The sequence below is a fragment of the Dechloromonas denitrificans genome, from assembly GCF_020510665.1.
Classification (GTDB): Bacteria; Pseudomonadota; Gammaproteobacteria; order Burkholderiales; family Rhodocyclaceae; genus Azonexus; species Azonexus denitrificans_B.
The window spans coordinates 2,204,277-2,218,872 of record NZ_CP075187.1 but is presented as its reverse complement, the minus strand read 5'-3'; the positions used below and the strand labels follow the sequence as shown (position 1 = coordinate 2,218,872).

General features: G+C 56.9%; 14 protein-coding genes. 9 read left to right on the top strand and 5 right to left on the bottom strand.

Translation table 11 applies throughout. From position 1 onward, the window contains the following. Window positions 1-37 precede the first annotated feature (37 nt). From KI614_RS10510 to dnaB, 7 genes are all read left to right on the top strand, one after another. The gene (locus KI614_RS10510; protein WP_226405531.1) at window positions 38-1,768 is read left to right on the top strand and encodes a FimV family protein; all 1,731 of its coding nucleotides are present in this window, start codon (window positions 38-40) and stop codon (window positions 1,766-1,768) included. After that, entirely contained in the window at window positions 1,765-3,546 is a 1,782-nt protein-coding gene (locus tag KI614_RS10505) for an acyl-CoA dehydrogenase (protein ID WP_226405529.1), read from the top strand. The genes KI614_RS10510 and KI614_RS10505 overlap by 4 nt, the downstream gene beginning before the upstream one ends. 114 nt (window positions 3,547-3,660) lie before the next feature. After that, window positions 3,661-4,032, top strand: coding sequence for a 30S ribosomal protein S6 (gene rpsF / locus KI614_RS10500; RefSeq protein ID WP_203467015.1), 372 nt, complete (start codon window positions 3,661-3,663; stop codon window positions 4,030-4,032). A gap of 68 nt (window positions 4,033-4,100) precedes the next feature. After that, entirely contained in the window at window positions 4,101-4,385 is a 285-nt protein-coding gene (gene priB / locus KI614_RS10495) for a primosomal replication protein N (RefSeq protein ID WP_239003021.1), read from the top strand. Next, complete coding sequence (rpsR, locus tag KI614_RS10490) at window positions 4,357-4,632, top strand: 30S ribosomal protein S18 (protein ID WP_027458986.1); 276 nt, start codon at window positions 4,357-4,359, stop codon at window positions 4,630-4,632. Before priB ends, rpsR begins: the two co-directional genes overlap by 29 nt. An 18-nt stretch (window positions 4,633-4,650) precedes the next feature. After that, a complete protein-coding gene (rplI, locus tag KI614_RS10485) occupies window positions 4,651-5,097 on the top strand; it encodes a 50S ribosomal protein L9 (protein WP_203467014.1) in 447 nt (148 codons plus the stop codon). Window positions 5,098-5,164: 67 nt separating this feature from the next. After that, a complete protein-coding gene (dnaB, locus tag KI614_RS10480) occupies window positions 5,165-6,571 on the top strand; it encodes a replicative DNA helicase (RefSeq protein WP_203467013.1) in 1,407 nt (468 codons plus the stop codon). 3 nt (window positions 6,572-6,574) lie between these two features. On the opposite strand, the gene KI614_RS10475 is transcribed toward dnaB, so the two are convergent. The 3 genes from KI614_RS10475 to KI614_RS10465 form a co-directional block, all read right to left on the bottom strand. After that, window positions 6,575-7,858 (bottom strand): transglutaminase-like domain-containing protein, encoded by a 1,284-nt coding sequence (locus KI614_RS10475; protein ID WP_226405527.1) that lies wholly within the window; start codon window positions 7,856-7,858, stop codon window positions 6,575-6,577. 81 nt (window positions 7,859-7,939) lie between these two features. Next, window positions 7,940-9,370, bottom strand: coding sequence for a PhoH family protein (locus KI614_RS10470; protein ID WP_203467011.1), 1,431 nt, complete (start codon window positions 9,368-9,370; stop codon window positions 7,940-7,942). Between the two features lie 33 nt (window positions 9,371-9,403). Next, the gene (locus KI614_RS10465) at window positions 9,404-9,859 is read right to left on the bottom strand and encodes a peroxiredoxin (RefSeq protein ID WP_226405525.1); all 456 of its coding nucleotides are present in this window, start codon (window positions 9,857-9,859) and stop codon (window positions 9,404-9,406) included. A gap of 85 nt (window positions 9,860-9,944) precedes the next feature. On the opposite strand from KI614_RS10465, the gene KI614_RS10460 reads away from it, so the two are divergent. Both KI614_RS10460 and KI614_RS10455 read left to right on the top strand, forming a co-directional pair. Beyond that, the gene (locus tag KI614_RS10460; protein WP_226405512.1) at window positions 9,945-12,089 is read left to right on the top strand and encodes an ABC transporter substrate-binding protein; all 2,145 of its coding nucleotides are present in this window, start codon (window positions 9,945-9,947) and stop codon (window positions 12,087-12,089) included. Further along, window positions 12,086-13,258: a methyltransferase gene (locus KI614_RS10455; protein ID WP_226405510.1), complete on the top strand. Its 1,173-nt coding sequence runs from the start codon at window positions 12,086-12,088 to the stop codon at window positions 13,256-13,258. The genes KI614_RS10460 and KI614_RS10455 overlap by 4 nt, the downstream gene beginning before the upstream one ends. Here KI614_RS10455 and KI614_RS10450 read toward each other — a convergent pair. Both KI614_RS10450 and ubiG read right to left on the bottom strand, forming a co-directional pair. After that, window positions 13,236-13,904 (bottom strand): HAD family hydrolase, encoded by a 669-nt coding sequence (locus KI614_RS10450; protein ID WP_226405508.1) that lies wholly within the window; start codon window positions 13,902-13,904, stop codon window positions 13,236-13,238. The genes KI614_RS10455 and KI614_RS10450 overlap by 23 nt on opposite strands. Next, the gene (gene ubiG / locus KI614_RS10445; protein WP_226405505.1) at window positions 13,897-14,595 is read right to left on the bottom strand and encodes a bifunctional 2-polyprenyl-6-hydroxyphenol methylase/3-demethylubiquinol 3-O-methyltransferase UbiG; all 699 of its coding nucleotides are present in this window, start codon (window positions 14,593-14,595) and stop codon (window positions 13,897-13,899) included. Before ubiG ends, KI614_RS10450 begins: the two co-directional genes overlap by 8 nt. Between the last annotated feature and the right edge of the window lies 1 nt (window position 14,596).

The window sequence follows — 14,596 nt, the reverse complement described above, 5'->3', positions numbered from 1 at the left end:
AGCGATTGGGCTGGGGGAGCTCAGGGGGCAGCCAGCATTGGGCGATCGTCTGCAGGTTGAGGTCGGTTTGCTGGGCGGGGGCAAGGAAGTGCTTGATGCTTCATGCTATCGCCTTGTTCAGCCTGCGAATGGCGGTGATCTGCCTTGGCTCAAGAAAGCGGTGCTGAGTACTCGCAATGGCAATCCGCCCGTTCTGGAAATCAAATCAGATATTCCCTTGCGTGAGCCGATCATGCAGTTTGCCGTGCATGTGGCGTGTGGGAATGATATCTCTCGTGATTATGTGATTCTCGCTTCGCCGGCCAGGGATGTTGCGCCTGAGTCGTCGCCACGTGCGGTTGCCCGCGAATTGCCGTCACAGGTTCAAGGAAATTCAGCAAAGGCTGCTTCGCGTCCAGCGGCGGCAGACCGTGGGCCGGTTGTTTCCCGTCCTTCGGCCCCGCGTTCGCGTCCTGTCGGACGCAATGATGCTGGCAAGGGATTGCCGGACCGCTTGATGCTTTCAACGGGGATCGATGTCGGTGATCCTTCCTTGCGCCTGGCGACCGATATCGCCGGCATGGGCAGGCAGGCAGGTGCCGGGCAATCGGTCGAGGCTCAGCGTGAAGTGCTACGCCTCGAATATCGCATGCTGATGGCGCTTCATGAGCAGGCCAATACCCAAATGGCGACGGCGGAAAAGCTGCGCAACATGGAAGGTACCTTGGCTGAGCTGGAACAGAGAACGCTGGAAATTGCCCAGCGTTCCGAGAAGGAAACGGCTCAGGGAGCGCCTGCGGTAGCGGGGGCTCAGCCCGTTGGCGATAGTGCCAAGCCTGTTGCGCCTGCGCCGACTGCTCCGCCAGCCAGCCAGCCGCCTGCTGTAGCCGATTCGTCGAGCGATCTCTCCGAGTGGGGGCTCTACGGGCTTTTGTCGGTGGCTGTGTTGGCGCTCGGCGGCTTGCTTGGCTGGAGAAATTATCGTGAGCGCCAATTGCGCAATATCGATTCTGACGATTTGTTCGTTGCGCCCGGGTTGGAGGTTGATCCAAAGCGCGATGAAGAGCACGAAGAGCTCGGTGGTGTTGATCTGCCCGTCGAGCCGGGCATGATGGGTTCGACCATGAAGGTCGACCTTGAGCTTGATGGGCACGATACAGGTGAAGTGGTCAGCAATGCGCCGCAGGCAGCGAGCGACTCCCTGGCTGAGGCCCAATTGGATTCTGTTTTTTCGGTCAATGCCACGACGCTTGATGAACATTTTGAAGCCAATCCGGTCATGGAACTGGCTGACATCATGCTTTCTTTCGGGCGTGTCAAGGGTGCAGCCCAGGCGCTTCAGGAGTACATCGATAACAATCCGCAGGAGGCCTTGCAGCCATGGATTCGTCTGATGGACGTCTACAAGATGGCTGGCATGCGTAATGAATTCGAAGCTGTTGCGTTGAATCTGAACCAGAACTTCAATGTTGAAATTCAACAATGGGATGGCTCGGAGCCGAGTCAGAACCGTCATTCGCTGGACCTGATTCTCGATGATGAGGTTCCGGTTTCTCCTGTCCCCGTTGCTCCGCGTCCGGAATGTCTTGAGGATATGCCGCGCATCATGGCGTCGGTGACCCAGTTCTGGTCGTCGGGCGATGTGGTTGGCTATCTTTATCAGCTGTTGCGCGATAACCGTGGCGGTAAGCGAGTTGGTTTTGCTTTGCCGGTTGTCGAGGAAATTCTGTTCCTGATCGAACTCAAGGAAACATCAAACCGCATGGAAAGAGAAGTGGAGGGGGCATGAGCGAATATGTTGCACCGCTGAAGGACATCCGTTTTGTCATGCAGGAGCTGGCAGGCCTGGATCAGGTTGTAGCGCTGCCTGGTTGTGAAGAGGCTTCTCCGGATGTGGTTGATGCAATTCTCGATGAGGCTGCCAAGTTTGCGGGTGAGGTTCTTTCCCCGCTGAATCGGGTGGGTGATCGAGAGGGGGCCAAGTGGGCGGATAAGGTGGTAACCACCTCGCCTGGCTTCAAGGAGGCTTATCGTCAATTTGTGGACAATGGCTGGAATGGCTTGGGTTGCGACCCCGAGTTCGGCGGCCAGGGCTTGCCCCGTTTGCTATCTGCTGCCGTCAGTGAAATGTGGAAGGCCTCCAATCATGCTTTTTCCTTGTGTCCGATGTTGACCCAGGGAGCTATCGAGGCACTGATGATCGCCGGTACGGATGCTCAGAAAGCGACGTATTTGCCGAAACTGGTCTCCGGTGAGTGGACGGGTACGATGAATCTGACCGAGCCCTCGGCGGGGTCAGATCTTGCAGCCGTGCGCAGTCGTGCAGAGCCTGTCGGAGATGGTACCTACAGGATTTTTGGCCAGAAAATCTTCATTACCTACGGCGAGCACGACATGGCGGACAATATTGTCCATCTGGTTCTGGCTCGCACGCCCGATGCCCCGGAGGGGGTCAAGGGGATTTCCCTTTTTGTAGTTCCGAAGTTCCTGCTCGATGCAGCAGGTGAGCCGGGCGAGCGTAATGACGTCTTCTGTGTCTCGATTGAGCACAAGCTGGGTATTCATGGTAGCCCAACTGCCGTTCTGGCCTTTGGCGACAATGGTGGTGCTATCGGGACGCTGGTTGGTGAAGAGAATCGTGGTCTGGAATACATGTTCATCATGATGAACGCAGCCCGCTTCAATGTCGGCCTGGAAGGTCTGGGTGACGCCGAGCGGGCTTACCAGCGGGCAGTTGCCTACGCCAGGGATCGTGTGCAGGGGGCTGAGGTTGGTGTACGTGGCGGGCCGAAAGTCCCGATTATCAAGCATCCTGACGTTCGACGCATGTTGATGTCGATGCGTGCCCGGATCGAGGCAATGCGAGCTTTGGCCTATGTGACGGCAACGGCACAGGATCACGCGCATGCCAACCCGGATGCGCTTGCTCGCCAGCGCGGTCAGGCCTTTGCTGATTTGATGATTCCAGTGGTGAAGGGGTGGAGTACCGAGAGTGCCATCGATATTGCCTCGCTCGGCGTGCAAGTTCACGGCGGCATGGGTTATATCGAGGAAACGGGTGCAGCCCAGCATCTGCGCGATGCGCGAATCACTGCAATTTACGAAGGTACAACGGCAATTCAGGCAAACGATCTGATTGGCAGGAAGATTGCTCGTGAAAAAGGGGCGACGATTGCAGCCTTGATTGCAGATATGCGTGCCGCTGCACTACAGCTCGATGATGATCTGTCGCACGTAGGTGCCCGTCAGAATGCTGCGGTCGACGCGCTGGAAAAGGCTGTTTCCTGGATTGTCGAGACATTTTCGTCGGATACCAAAGCGGTTCATGCCGGCGCTGTGCCGTTTCTTTATCTGCTGGGGATTGTTGCCGGAGGTTGGCAACTAGGGCGGGCAGCGGTTATTGCCCGTGCCAGGTTGTCGTCCGGTGATACGGACCCTTTCTGGAAAGCCAAGCTGGCTACAACCCGCTTCTATGCTGACCACTTTTTGACTCAGGCGGAGGGCTTGGCTGAGTCTGTTATCACCGGTGCTGTTGGTGCGCTTCAGATCGATGACGATGGTTTTTAATAAATAAGCCTTTGTTTTTCCCTCTAAGCCCACGATTTCTGCTATAGTCGTGGGCTTTTCAACCTTGCCCCACCGCGACCGCATGGCGGGGGGTATTAGCCAAAAGGAGTTTGCATGCGCCATTACGAAATCGTCTTTATCGTCCACCCGGACCAAAGCGAACAAGTGCCAGGCATGGTCGAGCGTTACCGCGCCATCGTTACCGCAAAGAACGGCACGATCCACCGTCTTGAAGATTGGGGCCGTCGTCAGCTGGCTTACCCGATCCAGAAGATCCACAAAGCTCACTACGTCCTGATGAACATCGAGTGCGAAGGTGAAACGCTCAATGAACTCGAACATTCGTTCAAGTTCAACGACGCTGTTCTGCGCCACCTGACCGTCAAGATGAAGGCTGCTGTGACGACTCCTTCCCCGATGATGAAGGAAGAAAAGTCCAAGTCTTTGCTGGCTGGTGAAGCTGCCGTCGAAGCACCGGCTGCTTAACGGATATTTGTACGGGATTACGGCTGAACTGTCTTGAAATCACTGGAAAGCTGCTTGAGCGTAAAGCGTTGCGCTACACGCCGGCAGGAATTCCAGTCAGTGAAGGATGGCTGCAACACAGCTCCTCACAGATTGAAAACAAAACAGAGCGCCTGGTAGAAGTGGAAATTGCTGTTTTGGCCTTGGGTGATTCTGCCCGCTGGCTTGAAGCAGTCCCTCTGAGTGGGGGTGTCAAAGTGACAGGTTTTCTGGCTGCCAGAAATCGCAACAGCAAAATGCCCGTACTGCATGTGCACTCAATAGAATTTTTGGAAGGAAACGAAAATGGCTCGATTCTTCAAGAAGAAGGATGACGACAAGAAAAAGAAGCGCGGTGGCGGCCTGTTCAAGCGTCGCAAATTCTGCCGCTTCACGGCTGAAAAGGTCGAACAGATCGACTACAAAGATGTAGACGTTCTCAAGGAATACATCCAGGAAAACGCCAAGATCATGCCGGCTCGTCTGACCGGTACCAAGGCCGGCTATCAGCGTCAGCTGGGCACCGCAATCAAGCGCGCCCGCTTCCTGGCTCTGCTGCCTTACACCGATAACCATCAATAATTTTCGAGGAGACGAAACATGCAAATCATTCTGCTCGAGAAGGTTGTTAACCTCGGTAACCTCGGTGATGTCGTCAAGGTCAAGGACGGTTACGCCCGTAATTTCCTGATCCCGAAGCGTATGGCCAAGCGTGCTACGCCTGCTGCCATGGCTGAGTTTGAAGCTCGTCGCGCTGAACTGGAAAAGCTGGCCGCTGAAAAGCTGGCTGCAGCCCAGGGCGTTGCCGACAAGATGAACGGCACCACCGTTACCGTTGCCCGCAAGGCCGGTATGGATGGCCGCCTGTTCGGTTCCGTCGGTAATGCCGACGTTGCTGAAGCACTGAAGGCTGCCGGCTTTGCCGTCGATCGTTCAGCTGTTCGCATGCCGGAAGGCCCGCTCAAGACGATCGGTGAATTCCCGCTCGACGTTGCCCTGCACACCGACGTGCTGGCCAACATCAATGTGGCTGTGGTTGCCGAGTAATTTCGCTTACTCTGTTTCATTGAAAGGCCTCGCATTTGCGAGGCCTTTTTAATTTACACTCTTCCCGATGAACCAGCGTCCGCCAAAACCAAAATCTGTCGATCCTTCCCTCGCTCAGCTACGTGTCCCGCCGCACTCGATCGAGGCCGAGCAATCCGTTCTTGGTGGTCTCCTGCTTGATAACCAGGCATGGGACCGAATGGGCGATCTGCTCACCGATAGCGACTTCTATCGTGATGAGCATCGGCGAATTTTTCGTCAGATTCGTGGCCTTCTCGAACGAGCCAAGCCGGCTGACGTCGTTACCGTGGCCGAGGCGCTCGATGCGGCAGGAGAAAGCGATCAGACCGGTGGCCTGGCTTACTTGGGCGAACTGGCAGCAAATACGCCGTCAGCTGCAAATATCCGGCGTTACGCTGAAATTGTCCGAGAGCGTGCCGTGTTGCGCCAACTGGTCGCGACGGCAGATGAAATTGCCTCTGATGCCTTGAATCCCCTTGGGCGTGATGCGGCAACCTTGCTCGACGAAGCCGAGTCCAAGATTTTCAAGATCGCCGAAGCAGGGGCTGGGCACAGTGAAGGTTTTGTGCACATCAACCCTTTGCTGACCCAGGTGGTTGAGCGCATCCAGGAGCTGCACGACCGGGATAACCCGTCGGACATTACCGGCGTGCCAACCGGTTTTATCGACCTTGATCAAAAGACCTCCGGTTTCCAGCCGGGGGACCTGATTATCGTGGCCGGCCGCCCATCCATGGGGAAAACGGCATTTGCCTTGAATATCGCGGAGAATGTCGCGGTCGACACTGGTTTGCCGGTCGGAGTGTTTTCGATGGAAATGGGTGGCGCCCAGTTGGCCATGCGGATGCTGGCTTCAATCGGACGTCTGAACTCGCAGAATCTTCGAACCGGCCGGATGAATGACGAGGAGTGGTCAAAACTCTCCTTTGCCCTCGGCAAGTTGCATGAGGCACCAATTTATATCGACGAGACCGGCGGTCTCAGCCCGGCCAATCTGCGGGCTCGGGCACGACGTTTGGCGCGGCAGTATGGCGGGAAGCTCGGCTTGCTGGTCATCGACTACATCCAGTTGATGAGTGGTAACAAGCAGGGAGAAAACCGTGCAACGGAAGTGTCCGAAATTTCACGCTCGATCAAATCCCTCGCCAAGGAGTTGCAGGTTCCTATCGTGGCGCTTTCTCAGCTCTCCCGAAAGGTCGAAGAGCGAACCGACAAGCGTCCGATGATGTCTGACTTGCGCGAGTCCGGCGCTATCGAGCAGGACGCGGACGTTATTCTGATGATGTACCGCGAGGAATATTACAAGCCGGATACCCCGGACAAGGGGATTGCCGAAGTGATTATCGGCAAGCAGCGTAATGGTCCGACAGGAACGGTGCGGATGAACTTCGTGGGTGAGTTCACCCGCTTCCAGAATCTGGCTGGCGGTGGTTTTGTCAGCTCGGATAACTAGGTTTCAGAGCTCGACACCGCGTGTGCTGATCGTATATTGAATAGCTGCCGGGTTGGTTCCATCAAGCCGCCCGGCATTTGATTCGAGCTGTGGAAGCAGCAGGAAGGGCAGTATCCGGCTCTGTCCGGGCAGGGTGATGTCACTGCCGACATTGAATGCAATCCAGTTCATTTCCCATACGCCGAACAGGATTTTTTTCAGCGACAGAAGCTTGCTGTCGCGGTCCGAGTAGCCTTCCAGTGCAATCGAGCGGCGTACATCGCTGGGATCGACCGGAATCCAGCCGTAGCCAGGGATGTAGAACTCTGCCCGGACGTGTTGTCCGCGCGTTGCGTCGCTGCTGTTCAAGCCCAGGCTGCGGAACAGGCGCGATGGCCCTACGCGCAAGCCGTAGACACAGCGTGCCGGGATGCCGATGGCCCGACAAATCGAAACAAAAAGCCCGTTGATATCGGCAGAGCGTCCACCGTACTGTCCTTGAATCAGCTGCTTGCGGACATCGCCAGTGCCGCAGCCAGGGAGGCTGGGGTCATAGATTGAGTTATCGACGACCCAGTCATAAATTGCCTTCGCCTGGGCGACCGGGTCCTTGATGCGGCCAACAATTCGCTCTCCAAGCTGGAATGCGAGGCCATCATTCGGGATCAACTGGGAGGCCTGCAGGTTGCGTCGGAGAATATCTTCGCGCTCAGGCGCAACGGTGCGCTTTGTCACGTCGAAATGACGGTCCGCGGTCGTGACCAGGGTGGTGAGCTGAAGTGTTGCCTCGCCACTCTCCTTCCATTCGCAGCGAAATACTTCGAGATCGCCATCGGGTAGGCGTCGCATGCTCGAATTGTTTGGGTTGCCACCCCACGAGTGACCCAGGGTGCGCTGGAAGAGCGTGTCCTGATTCAGTGGCAACGGCAGCCAGAGCTTGCTTTGACCACTGGTGTTTTTTAGGTTCACCGTAGTGGTGATTTCGTAGGTACGCCATTCGCTGGGTGGTTCGGCTGCCTTGACGGGCGGCAGGCGCGAGGCAGAAGTACCCTGTGGGGGTCTTTCGATGACAGGATCGTCGGCCGTGTGCGTGACGGGACCGGCGGCTACCTGGCGATAGCTGTGCCGTCCTTTTTTCGTCGATTGTCCGGACTTTTTCGAGGTGGCGCCTTTCTTGGCACCACTGGATTTCGATGAAGACGATTTGCCCGCAGTAGCCTTGGCACTGCTGTGTTTTTTTGCGGCGGCAGCTTCGCTTGCAAAAAGCGTCAGAGCGGCGGCAGATACTAGAAAATCACGACGTTTCAAAAGTTTCCTCCGGCAGAGCAGCCCGTGGCTGAAACGAAAAGGCCGTGTCGCTGACACGGCCCCTTTGGTTATTTCCAGCGATTATAACACTTCGGCTGCATGGTCCGCCAAGCGGGAACGCTCACCACGTTGTAACGTTATGTGACCGGAGTGAGCCCAGCCTTTAAAGCGGTCGACCACGTAAGTCAGACCTGAACTCCCTTCTGTCAGGTAGGGAGTGTCGATCTGGGCAATATTGCCGAGGCAGACAACCTTGGTTCCTGGACCGGCGCGAGTCACCAGGGTTTTCATCTGCTTGGGCGTCAGATTCTGGGCTTCATCGATGATCAGGTACTTCTTCAGGAAGGTCCGGCCGCGCATGAAGTTCATCGACTTGATCTTGACTCGCGAACGAATGATGTCGTTGGTCGCCGCTTTACCCCAGTCGCCGCCGTAGGTGCCGCTGCTTGCTTCATCGGTATGGGTGAGGACGTCGAGATTGTCTTCCAGCGCGCCCATCCAGGGGGCCATTTTTTCCTCTTCCGTACCAGGCAGGAAGCCGATGTCCTCACCGACCGGGACTGTGGCCCGGGTCATGATGATTTCGGCAAACTGCTTGCTTTCGAGAACCTGGGTCAAGCCGGCGGCGAGCGTCAGCAGGGTTTTGCCAGTACCGGCCTGGCCGAGCAGGGTGACGAAGTCGATGTCCGGGTTCATCAGCAGGTTCATCGCGAAATTCTGCTCGCGATTGCGTGCCGTGATACCCCATACCGCATTTTTGGGATGCGTGTAATCAACCAGGGTTTCGAGTACGGCACTTTTGCCGGAGGTTTCCTTGACGATGGCGGTGAAGCCATCCTTTTCCATCCAGACGAATTCATTGACCAGCATTTGCGGGCACAGCGGGCCACTGACCTTGTAGTAGGTCTTGGCCTCCTTTTTCCACGACTCCATGCCCTTGCCGTGCTTGTCCCAGAAATTGTCGGGCAGGGCGCGGGTACCGGTGTACAGGATGTCGGTATCCTCGAGCACCTTGTCGTTGAAGTAGTCCTCGGCAAGCAGGTTGAGGGCGCGCGACTTGATGCGCATGTTGATGTCTTTCGACACCAGGATGACCGGACGCTTGGGAAATTTTTTCTGCAGGTGGATGACCACCGAAAGGATCTGGTTATCGACCTTGGAGGTCGGCAGGCCTTGTGGCAGATCGGCGCTGATTGCTTCGGTTTGCAGGTAAAGGCGGCCGCTGGCCAGTTTGGCTGATGGGCCGTAAAGATCGATGCCCTCGTCGATGTCATCCTCGCCGTTGGCGGCCAGCAGTTCATCGAGCGTACGCGATGTCTGGCGGGCATTGCGGGCAATTTCGGACATGCCCTTCTTGTGATTGTCGAGCTCTTCCAGCGTCATGATCGGCAGGAAAACGTCGTGCTCTTCAAAGCGGAACAGGCTGCTGGGATCGTGCATCAGCACGTTGGTGTCGAGGACGAAGATCTTGGTAACGGCGGGCTTCTTTGAGGCTGCGGGCTTGCGCGGCATGGAGTGGGCCTTTGGTCGGGGTGGGAAAAGGAGTTAAATCGTTTTGACGAAATCGAGTACTTCCTGAACGTGGCCCGGTACTTTGACGCCACGCCATTCGCGGCGCAGAACACCTTTTCGGTCGATGATAAAGGTGCTGCGTTCCACGCCACGAACCTGTTTGCCATACATGTTTTTCATTTTCATGACGCCGAACAGATTGCATACGGCTTCATCGCTGTCCGATCCTAGCTCGAAGGGGAATTCCTGCTTCGCTTTGAAGTTTTCGTGCGATTTCAGGCTGTCGCGGGAAATGCCCAGAATCACTGCGTCGACCGCGGCAAACTCGTTATGCAGATCACGGAAATTCTGTCCCTGCGTGGTGCAGCCCGGCGTGCTGTCCTTGGGGTAGAAATAGATGACCACGATCTTGCCGGCCTGGGCGGCAAGGTTGAACGTCTGGCCACTGGTGGCTGGCAGGGAAAAGTCGGGGATTTGGGTGTCGAGCATGGCTTGCCTTTTTGTTATCGGGTTTGGGCCATTGTGGGCAAATCGTGTCCGGGCGGTCAACTCGTCATTTGTTAAACTCTCGCCCATGCGAACAAATTTTGCCTGCCTCTCTTTCTTCCTGTTACTGGCCGGTTGCGGGCAGTCCTGGAACGATCCCTATCCGGCTGCAGATGCCGGGCAGAATATTCTTTACACCGTATTCACCGAACGCCCGAAGCATCTTGATCCGGCCCAGTCCTACACCGAGGATGAGCTGGCATTTACCGGGCAGATTTATGAACCGCCCTTGCAGTATCACTATCTCAAGCGTCCCTACGAATTGATGCCGGCTACCGTCGAGGCCGTGCCGCAGCCGCGGTTTTTCGATGCCGCGGGCCGTGAGTTACCGGCTGATGTGGCACCGGAGAAGGTAGTCGAGAGTGTGTATGAATTGAAATTGAAGCCGGGCATCCGCTTTCAGCCGCATCCGGCTTTTGCGCTCGATGCGCACGGTCAACCGCTTTACCTGGGCAAAAGTGCGGCCGATGGTCGTCAATCACTGGGCGACTTTGCAGCAACGGCAACACGCGAACTGACCGCCGATGACTACATCTACCAGATCAAGCGACTGGCTCATCCGCGTCTGCATTCGCCGATTTTTGGCATGATGGCCGACAAGATCGTTGGTTTGCAAGCCTTGGGCGAATCGCTTGGGCAGGCGGCCAAAGCCTTGCCGAAAGATGCCTGGCTGGACCTCGATGAGCATGCCTTGTCGGGCGTTCAGAAAGTCGATGCACTGACCTGGCGCATCCGTATCAAGGGCAAGTATCCACAGTTTCTTTATTGGCTGGCGATGCCGTTCTTTGCGCCGGTGCCGCGTGAGGTCGACCGCTTTTTCAGCCAGCCGGGCATGGCGGCGAAGAACTTCTCACTGGACTGGTGGCCGGTTGGAACGGGGCCGTATTTTCTGGCTGAGAATGATCCGAATCGTCGCATGGTGCTTGTCCGGAATCCGAATTTCCACGGCCAGACTTATCCCTGCGAAGGTGAGGCGAGCGATCGTGCAACGGGGTTGCTGGACGATTGCGGCAAATCGCTGCCGTTCATCGATCGGGCAATCTTTACCCGCGAGAAGGAGGCCATTCCTTACTGGAACAAGTTCCTGCAGGGGTATTACGATGCTTCCGGGATTTCCTCGGATAGCTTCGATCAGGCGGTTCGCGTCAATGTCGGTGGCGAGGTGGGGCTGACTGACGAAATGCAGGCCAAGGGTATCCGGCTGCTGACCTCGGTCAAGAGTTCGACCTTCTACATGGGCTTCAATATGCTCGATCCGGTCGTCGGCGGGCTGGTGCCGCGGTCAACCCGTTTGCGGCAGGCAATTTCAATTGCCATCGATCAGGAAGAGTACATTTCGATTTTTGCCAATGGCCGGGGCATTGCCGCGCAAGGGCCTTTGCCGCCGGGGATTTTCGGTTACGAGAATGGCGAAGCGGGAATCGATCGTGTGGTCTATGACTGGGTCGATGGCAAGCCCAAGCGCAAGCCGATCGAGCAGGCGCGCCAGTTGATGGTCGAGGCGGGCTATCCGAACGGGCGCGATGAAAAAACAGGGGAGCCGCTGGTCGTCAATCTTGATACGACCGGCGGAGGAAGCGGTGAAAAATCCCGGCTGGATTGGCTGGTCCGTCAGTTTGCCAAGATCGACATCCAGCTGGTTGTCCGTTCGACGGACTTCAATCGTTTCCAGGACAAGATACGCAAGGGTAATGTCCAACTCTATTATCTGGGCTGGAATGCCGATTACCCCGATCCGGAAAATTTCTTTTTCCTGCTCGATGGCAATGAAGGCAAGGTCGTTCGAGGGGGTGAAAATGCTTCGAATTACGCCAATCCGGCGTTTGATCGCTTGTTCGCCCGCATGAAAAATATGGACAACACGCCGGAGCGTCTGGCGATCGTCCGCGAAATGAACGGGCTTTTGCACCATGATGCTCCCTGGGTCTTCGGCTTTCATCCCAAAAGCTATACCTTGAGCCATCGCTGGTTGAAAAATCGTAAGCCAAGTGAAGTCGGGAACAACATTCTGAAATATCAGCGAATTGACACGGTCGACCGCAGCAATGCACGAAAATTGTGGAATCCGCCGGTTTTCTGGCCAATCGGGCTGGCTGTGCTGGTCCTGGTGCTGGCCTTGTTGCCGGCCTGGAGCGCTTACCGTCGACGTGAGCAACGAGCTGCGCTGAAATGAATCTCGCGGTACGTCAGCGTGACATTGATGCTCTGCTCGCCGCCAGTCGGCCGTGCTGGCATCCGCAACCATTCCGTGAGCCCTTGCCAGCCTGGTGCGAAAGCTATCCGGCTTTGTTTGATGAACTGAATGCCTTGTCCGAGGCCGAGGTCAGCCGGCTGAACGATGACGGTGCGGCGGCCCTGGCCTTGCTGGCCAGGCATCAGCCTGAGTGGGGCGATCTTGTTGCGCTGGCGGCTTTGCCGGAGCGAGCGAAAGTGCCGATGGTCGAACATGGGCCGCGTTGGTGTCGTGACATTCCCGGGCGAAAGCGAGAACAAATCGAGGCTTTTGCCGCATCCACAGCGCATCAGGCCCTGCCTGTGATCGACTGGTGTGGCGGCAAGGGGCATCTCGGCCGTTTGCTTGCCCTGCAGTGGCAGATGCCTGTCAGCACGCTGGAAATCGATCGTCAGCTTTGTCAGGAGGGGCGGCAGTTGGCTGCTCGTCAGCAATTGCCGCAGGAATTTCTTGAGGCGGATGCGTTGACCGTGACAGATTGGCCGCAGTCTGGTCAGCATGCGGTAGCCCTGCATGCCTGTGGCGAGTTGCATCGCCGCTTGATCCGTCATGGTGTGGCGCGGGAGGTGAAGCAATTTGATGTCGCGCCGTGCTGTTACCACCGGGGCGTTACCCAGTCATATCAACCCTTGTCGCCGAGGCTGGCAACTGTCCTGACGCGCGACGATACGCGTCTGGCGGTGACCGAAACAGTGACTGCATCGCCCAGGCTGGCGCGCCTGCGGGATAAGGAAATGGCTTGGAAACTGGGGTTTGATGCGTATCGCCGTCAAGTGTCCGGCAATGTTTATAAAACCTTCAAGCCGGTCCCGGCCGCCTGGTTTCGGCTGCCATTTGAGGATTTTCTGACCTTGATGGCTGAACGCGAGGCTTTGCCGGTGCCGGGCAATCGTTCTGCTGCCGAGTTCGAGGCGCAGGGGTGGCAGCGGCAGCGCCAGGTGATGCGCTTTTCTGTGGTTCGACACGCTTTTCGCCGGCCACTTGAAGTCTGGCTGGCGCTTGATCTGGCCGGATTTCTCGAGATCAGCGGCTATCGCGTTGAGCTGGGTGTTTTTTGTTCTCGGCAGTTGACGCCGCGCAACCTGCTTATTTCTGCCCGACGCAGCTAGCCACGTAGTCGGCCAGTTCGGATGGGTGGTCAATGATCAGATCGGCCCCCCAAGTCTCCAGCGGCCCATTGTGGCCGAGATAGCCATAAGAGACGGCCACGGTGAAGCAGCCGGCGGCTCGTCCTGCCTGGATGTCGCGTAGATCATCGCCGACATAAATGCTGCGTGCCGGGTCGGCCTTGAGGTTCTGGCAGGCGTACAGGATCGGGCGTGCCGAGGGTTTGGCCTCCGGTGTCGTGTCTCCGCTGACAACGCAGCGGGTGCGCGGTGTCAGTCCTAGCAATTTGACCAGCGGATCGGTGAAACGCATTCGTTTGTTGGTCACGATGCCCCAGCTGAGTCCCCGGTTTTCCAGTTGATCGAGCAAATCCGGAATGCCGTTGAACAAGGTGCTTTGATCGCACAGCCGCTCAGCATAGATTTCCAGGAAGCGCTCAGCCAGTCGATCGTATTCCGGTGATCCGGGATCGAGATCGAAGCCGGCCTTGAGCAAGCCGCGCACACCTTGTGAGGTGTAAGGGCGCAGCTTGTCGAGAGCTTGCTGCGGTCGACCTTCTTCCTGGAGCAAAAAATTGGCGGCACCGCCCAGGTCCGGGGCGGTGTCAGCCAGCGTGCCATCCAGGTCGAAGAGAACCGCTTCAAACATGCCGGGTGGTGCGCAACAGGTAATTGACGCTGGTGTCCTGTCCCAGTGAATATTCCTTGAGCAGCGGGTTGTAGCTCATACCCAGCATTTCATCCGGCTCCAGCCCAGTCTGCTTGGCCCAGCGAGCCAGTTCCGATGGCTTGATGAACTTGGCGTAGTCGTGGGTGCCCTTGGGTAGCATCTTGAGGATGTATTCCGCACCGAGCACTGCGAACAGATAGGATTTCGGATTGCGGTTCAGTGTCGAAAAGAAAACCTGCCCACCGGGTTTGACCAGGCGAGCGCATGCGCTGACGACGCTCGATGGGTTGGGGACATGTTCGAGCATTTCCAGGCAGGTGACCGCGTCAAAGGCGCCGGGCATTTCTTCCGCCAGCTGTTCGACGGCGATCTTGCGGTAGTCAACCTTCTGGCCGGTTTCCAGCAAATGCAGGCGGGCGACGCCAAGCGGTTTTTCAGAGAGGTCGATGCCGATGACATCGGCGCCCATTCGGGCCATGCCTTCCGAAAGCAAACCACCACCACAACCCACATCAAGCACTTTTTTACCGGAAAGTCCGACGTTGCGGTTAATCCAGTCCAGTCGCAGTGGATTGATGTCGTGCAGGGGCTTGAATTCGCTATTCGGGTCCCACCAGCGGTGAGCAAGTTCGCCAAATTTATCGAGTTCTGCGGGATCAGCGTTGAGCATT

Bases quoted from the DNA above. Each gene is read 5' to 3' on its own strand.
- KI614_RS10505 (WP_226405529.1), top strand. From the start codon at position 1,765: ATGAGCGAATATGTTGCACCGCTGAAGGACATCCGTTTTGTCATGCAG.
- rpsF (WP_203467015.1), top strand. From the start codon at position 3,661: ATGCGCCATTACGAAATCGTCTTTATCGTCCACCCGGACCAAAGCGAA.
- rpsR (WP_027458986.1), top strand. From the start codon at position 4,357: ATGGCTCGATTCTTCAAGAAGAAGGATGACGACAAGAAAAAGAAGCGC.
- rplI (WP_203467014.1), top strand. From the start codon at position 4,651: ATGCAAATCATTCTGCTCGAGAAGGTTGTTAACCTCGGTAACCTCGGT.
- dnaB (WP_203467013.1), top strand. From the start codon at position 5,165: ATGAACCAGCGTCCGCCAAAACCAAAATCTGTCGATCCTTCCCTCGCT.
- KI614_RS10470 (WP_203467011.1), bottom strand. From the start codon at position 9,370: ATGCCGCGCAAGCCCGCAGCCTCAAAGAAGCCCGCCGTTACCAAGATC.
- KI614_RS10465 (WP_226405525.1), bottom strand. From the start codon at position 9,859: ATGCTCGACACCCAAATCCCCGACTTTTCCCTGCCAGCCACCAGTGGC.
- KI614_RS10460 (WP_226405512.1), top strand. From the start codon at position 9,945: ATGCGAACAAATTTTGCCTGCCTCTCTTTCTTCCTGTTACTGGCCGGT.
- KI614_RS10455 (WP_226405510.1), top strand. From the start codon at position 12,086: ATGAATCTCGCGGTACGTCAGCGTGACATTGATGCTCTGCTCGCCGCC.
- KI614_RS10450 (WP_226405508.1), bottom strand. From the start codon at position 13,904: ATGTTTGAAGCGGTTCTCTTCGACCTGGATGGCACGCTGGCTGACACC.
- ubiG (WP_226405505.1), bottom strand. From the start codon at position 14,595: ATGCTCAACGCTGATCCCGCAGAACTCGATAAATTTGGCGAACTTGCT.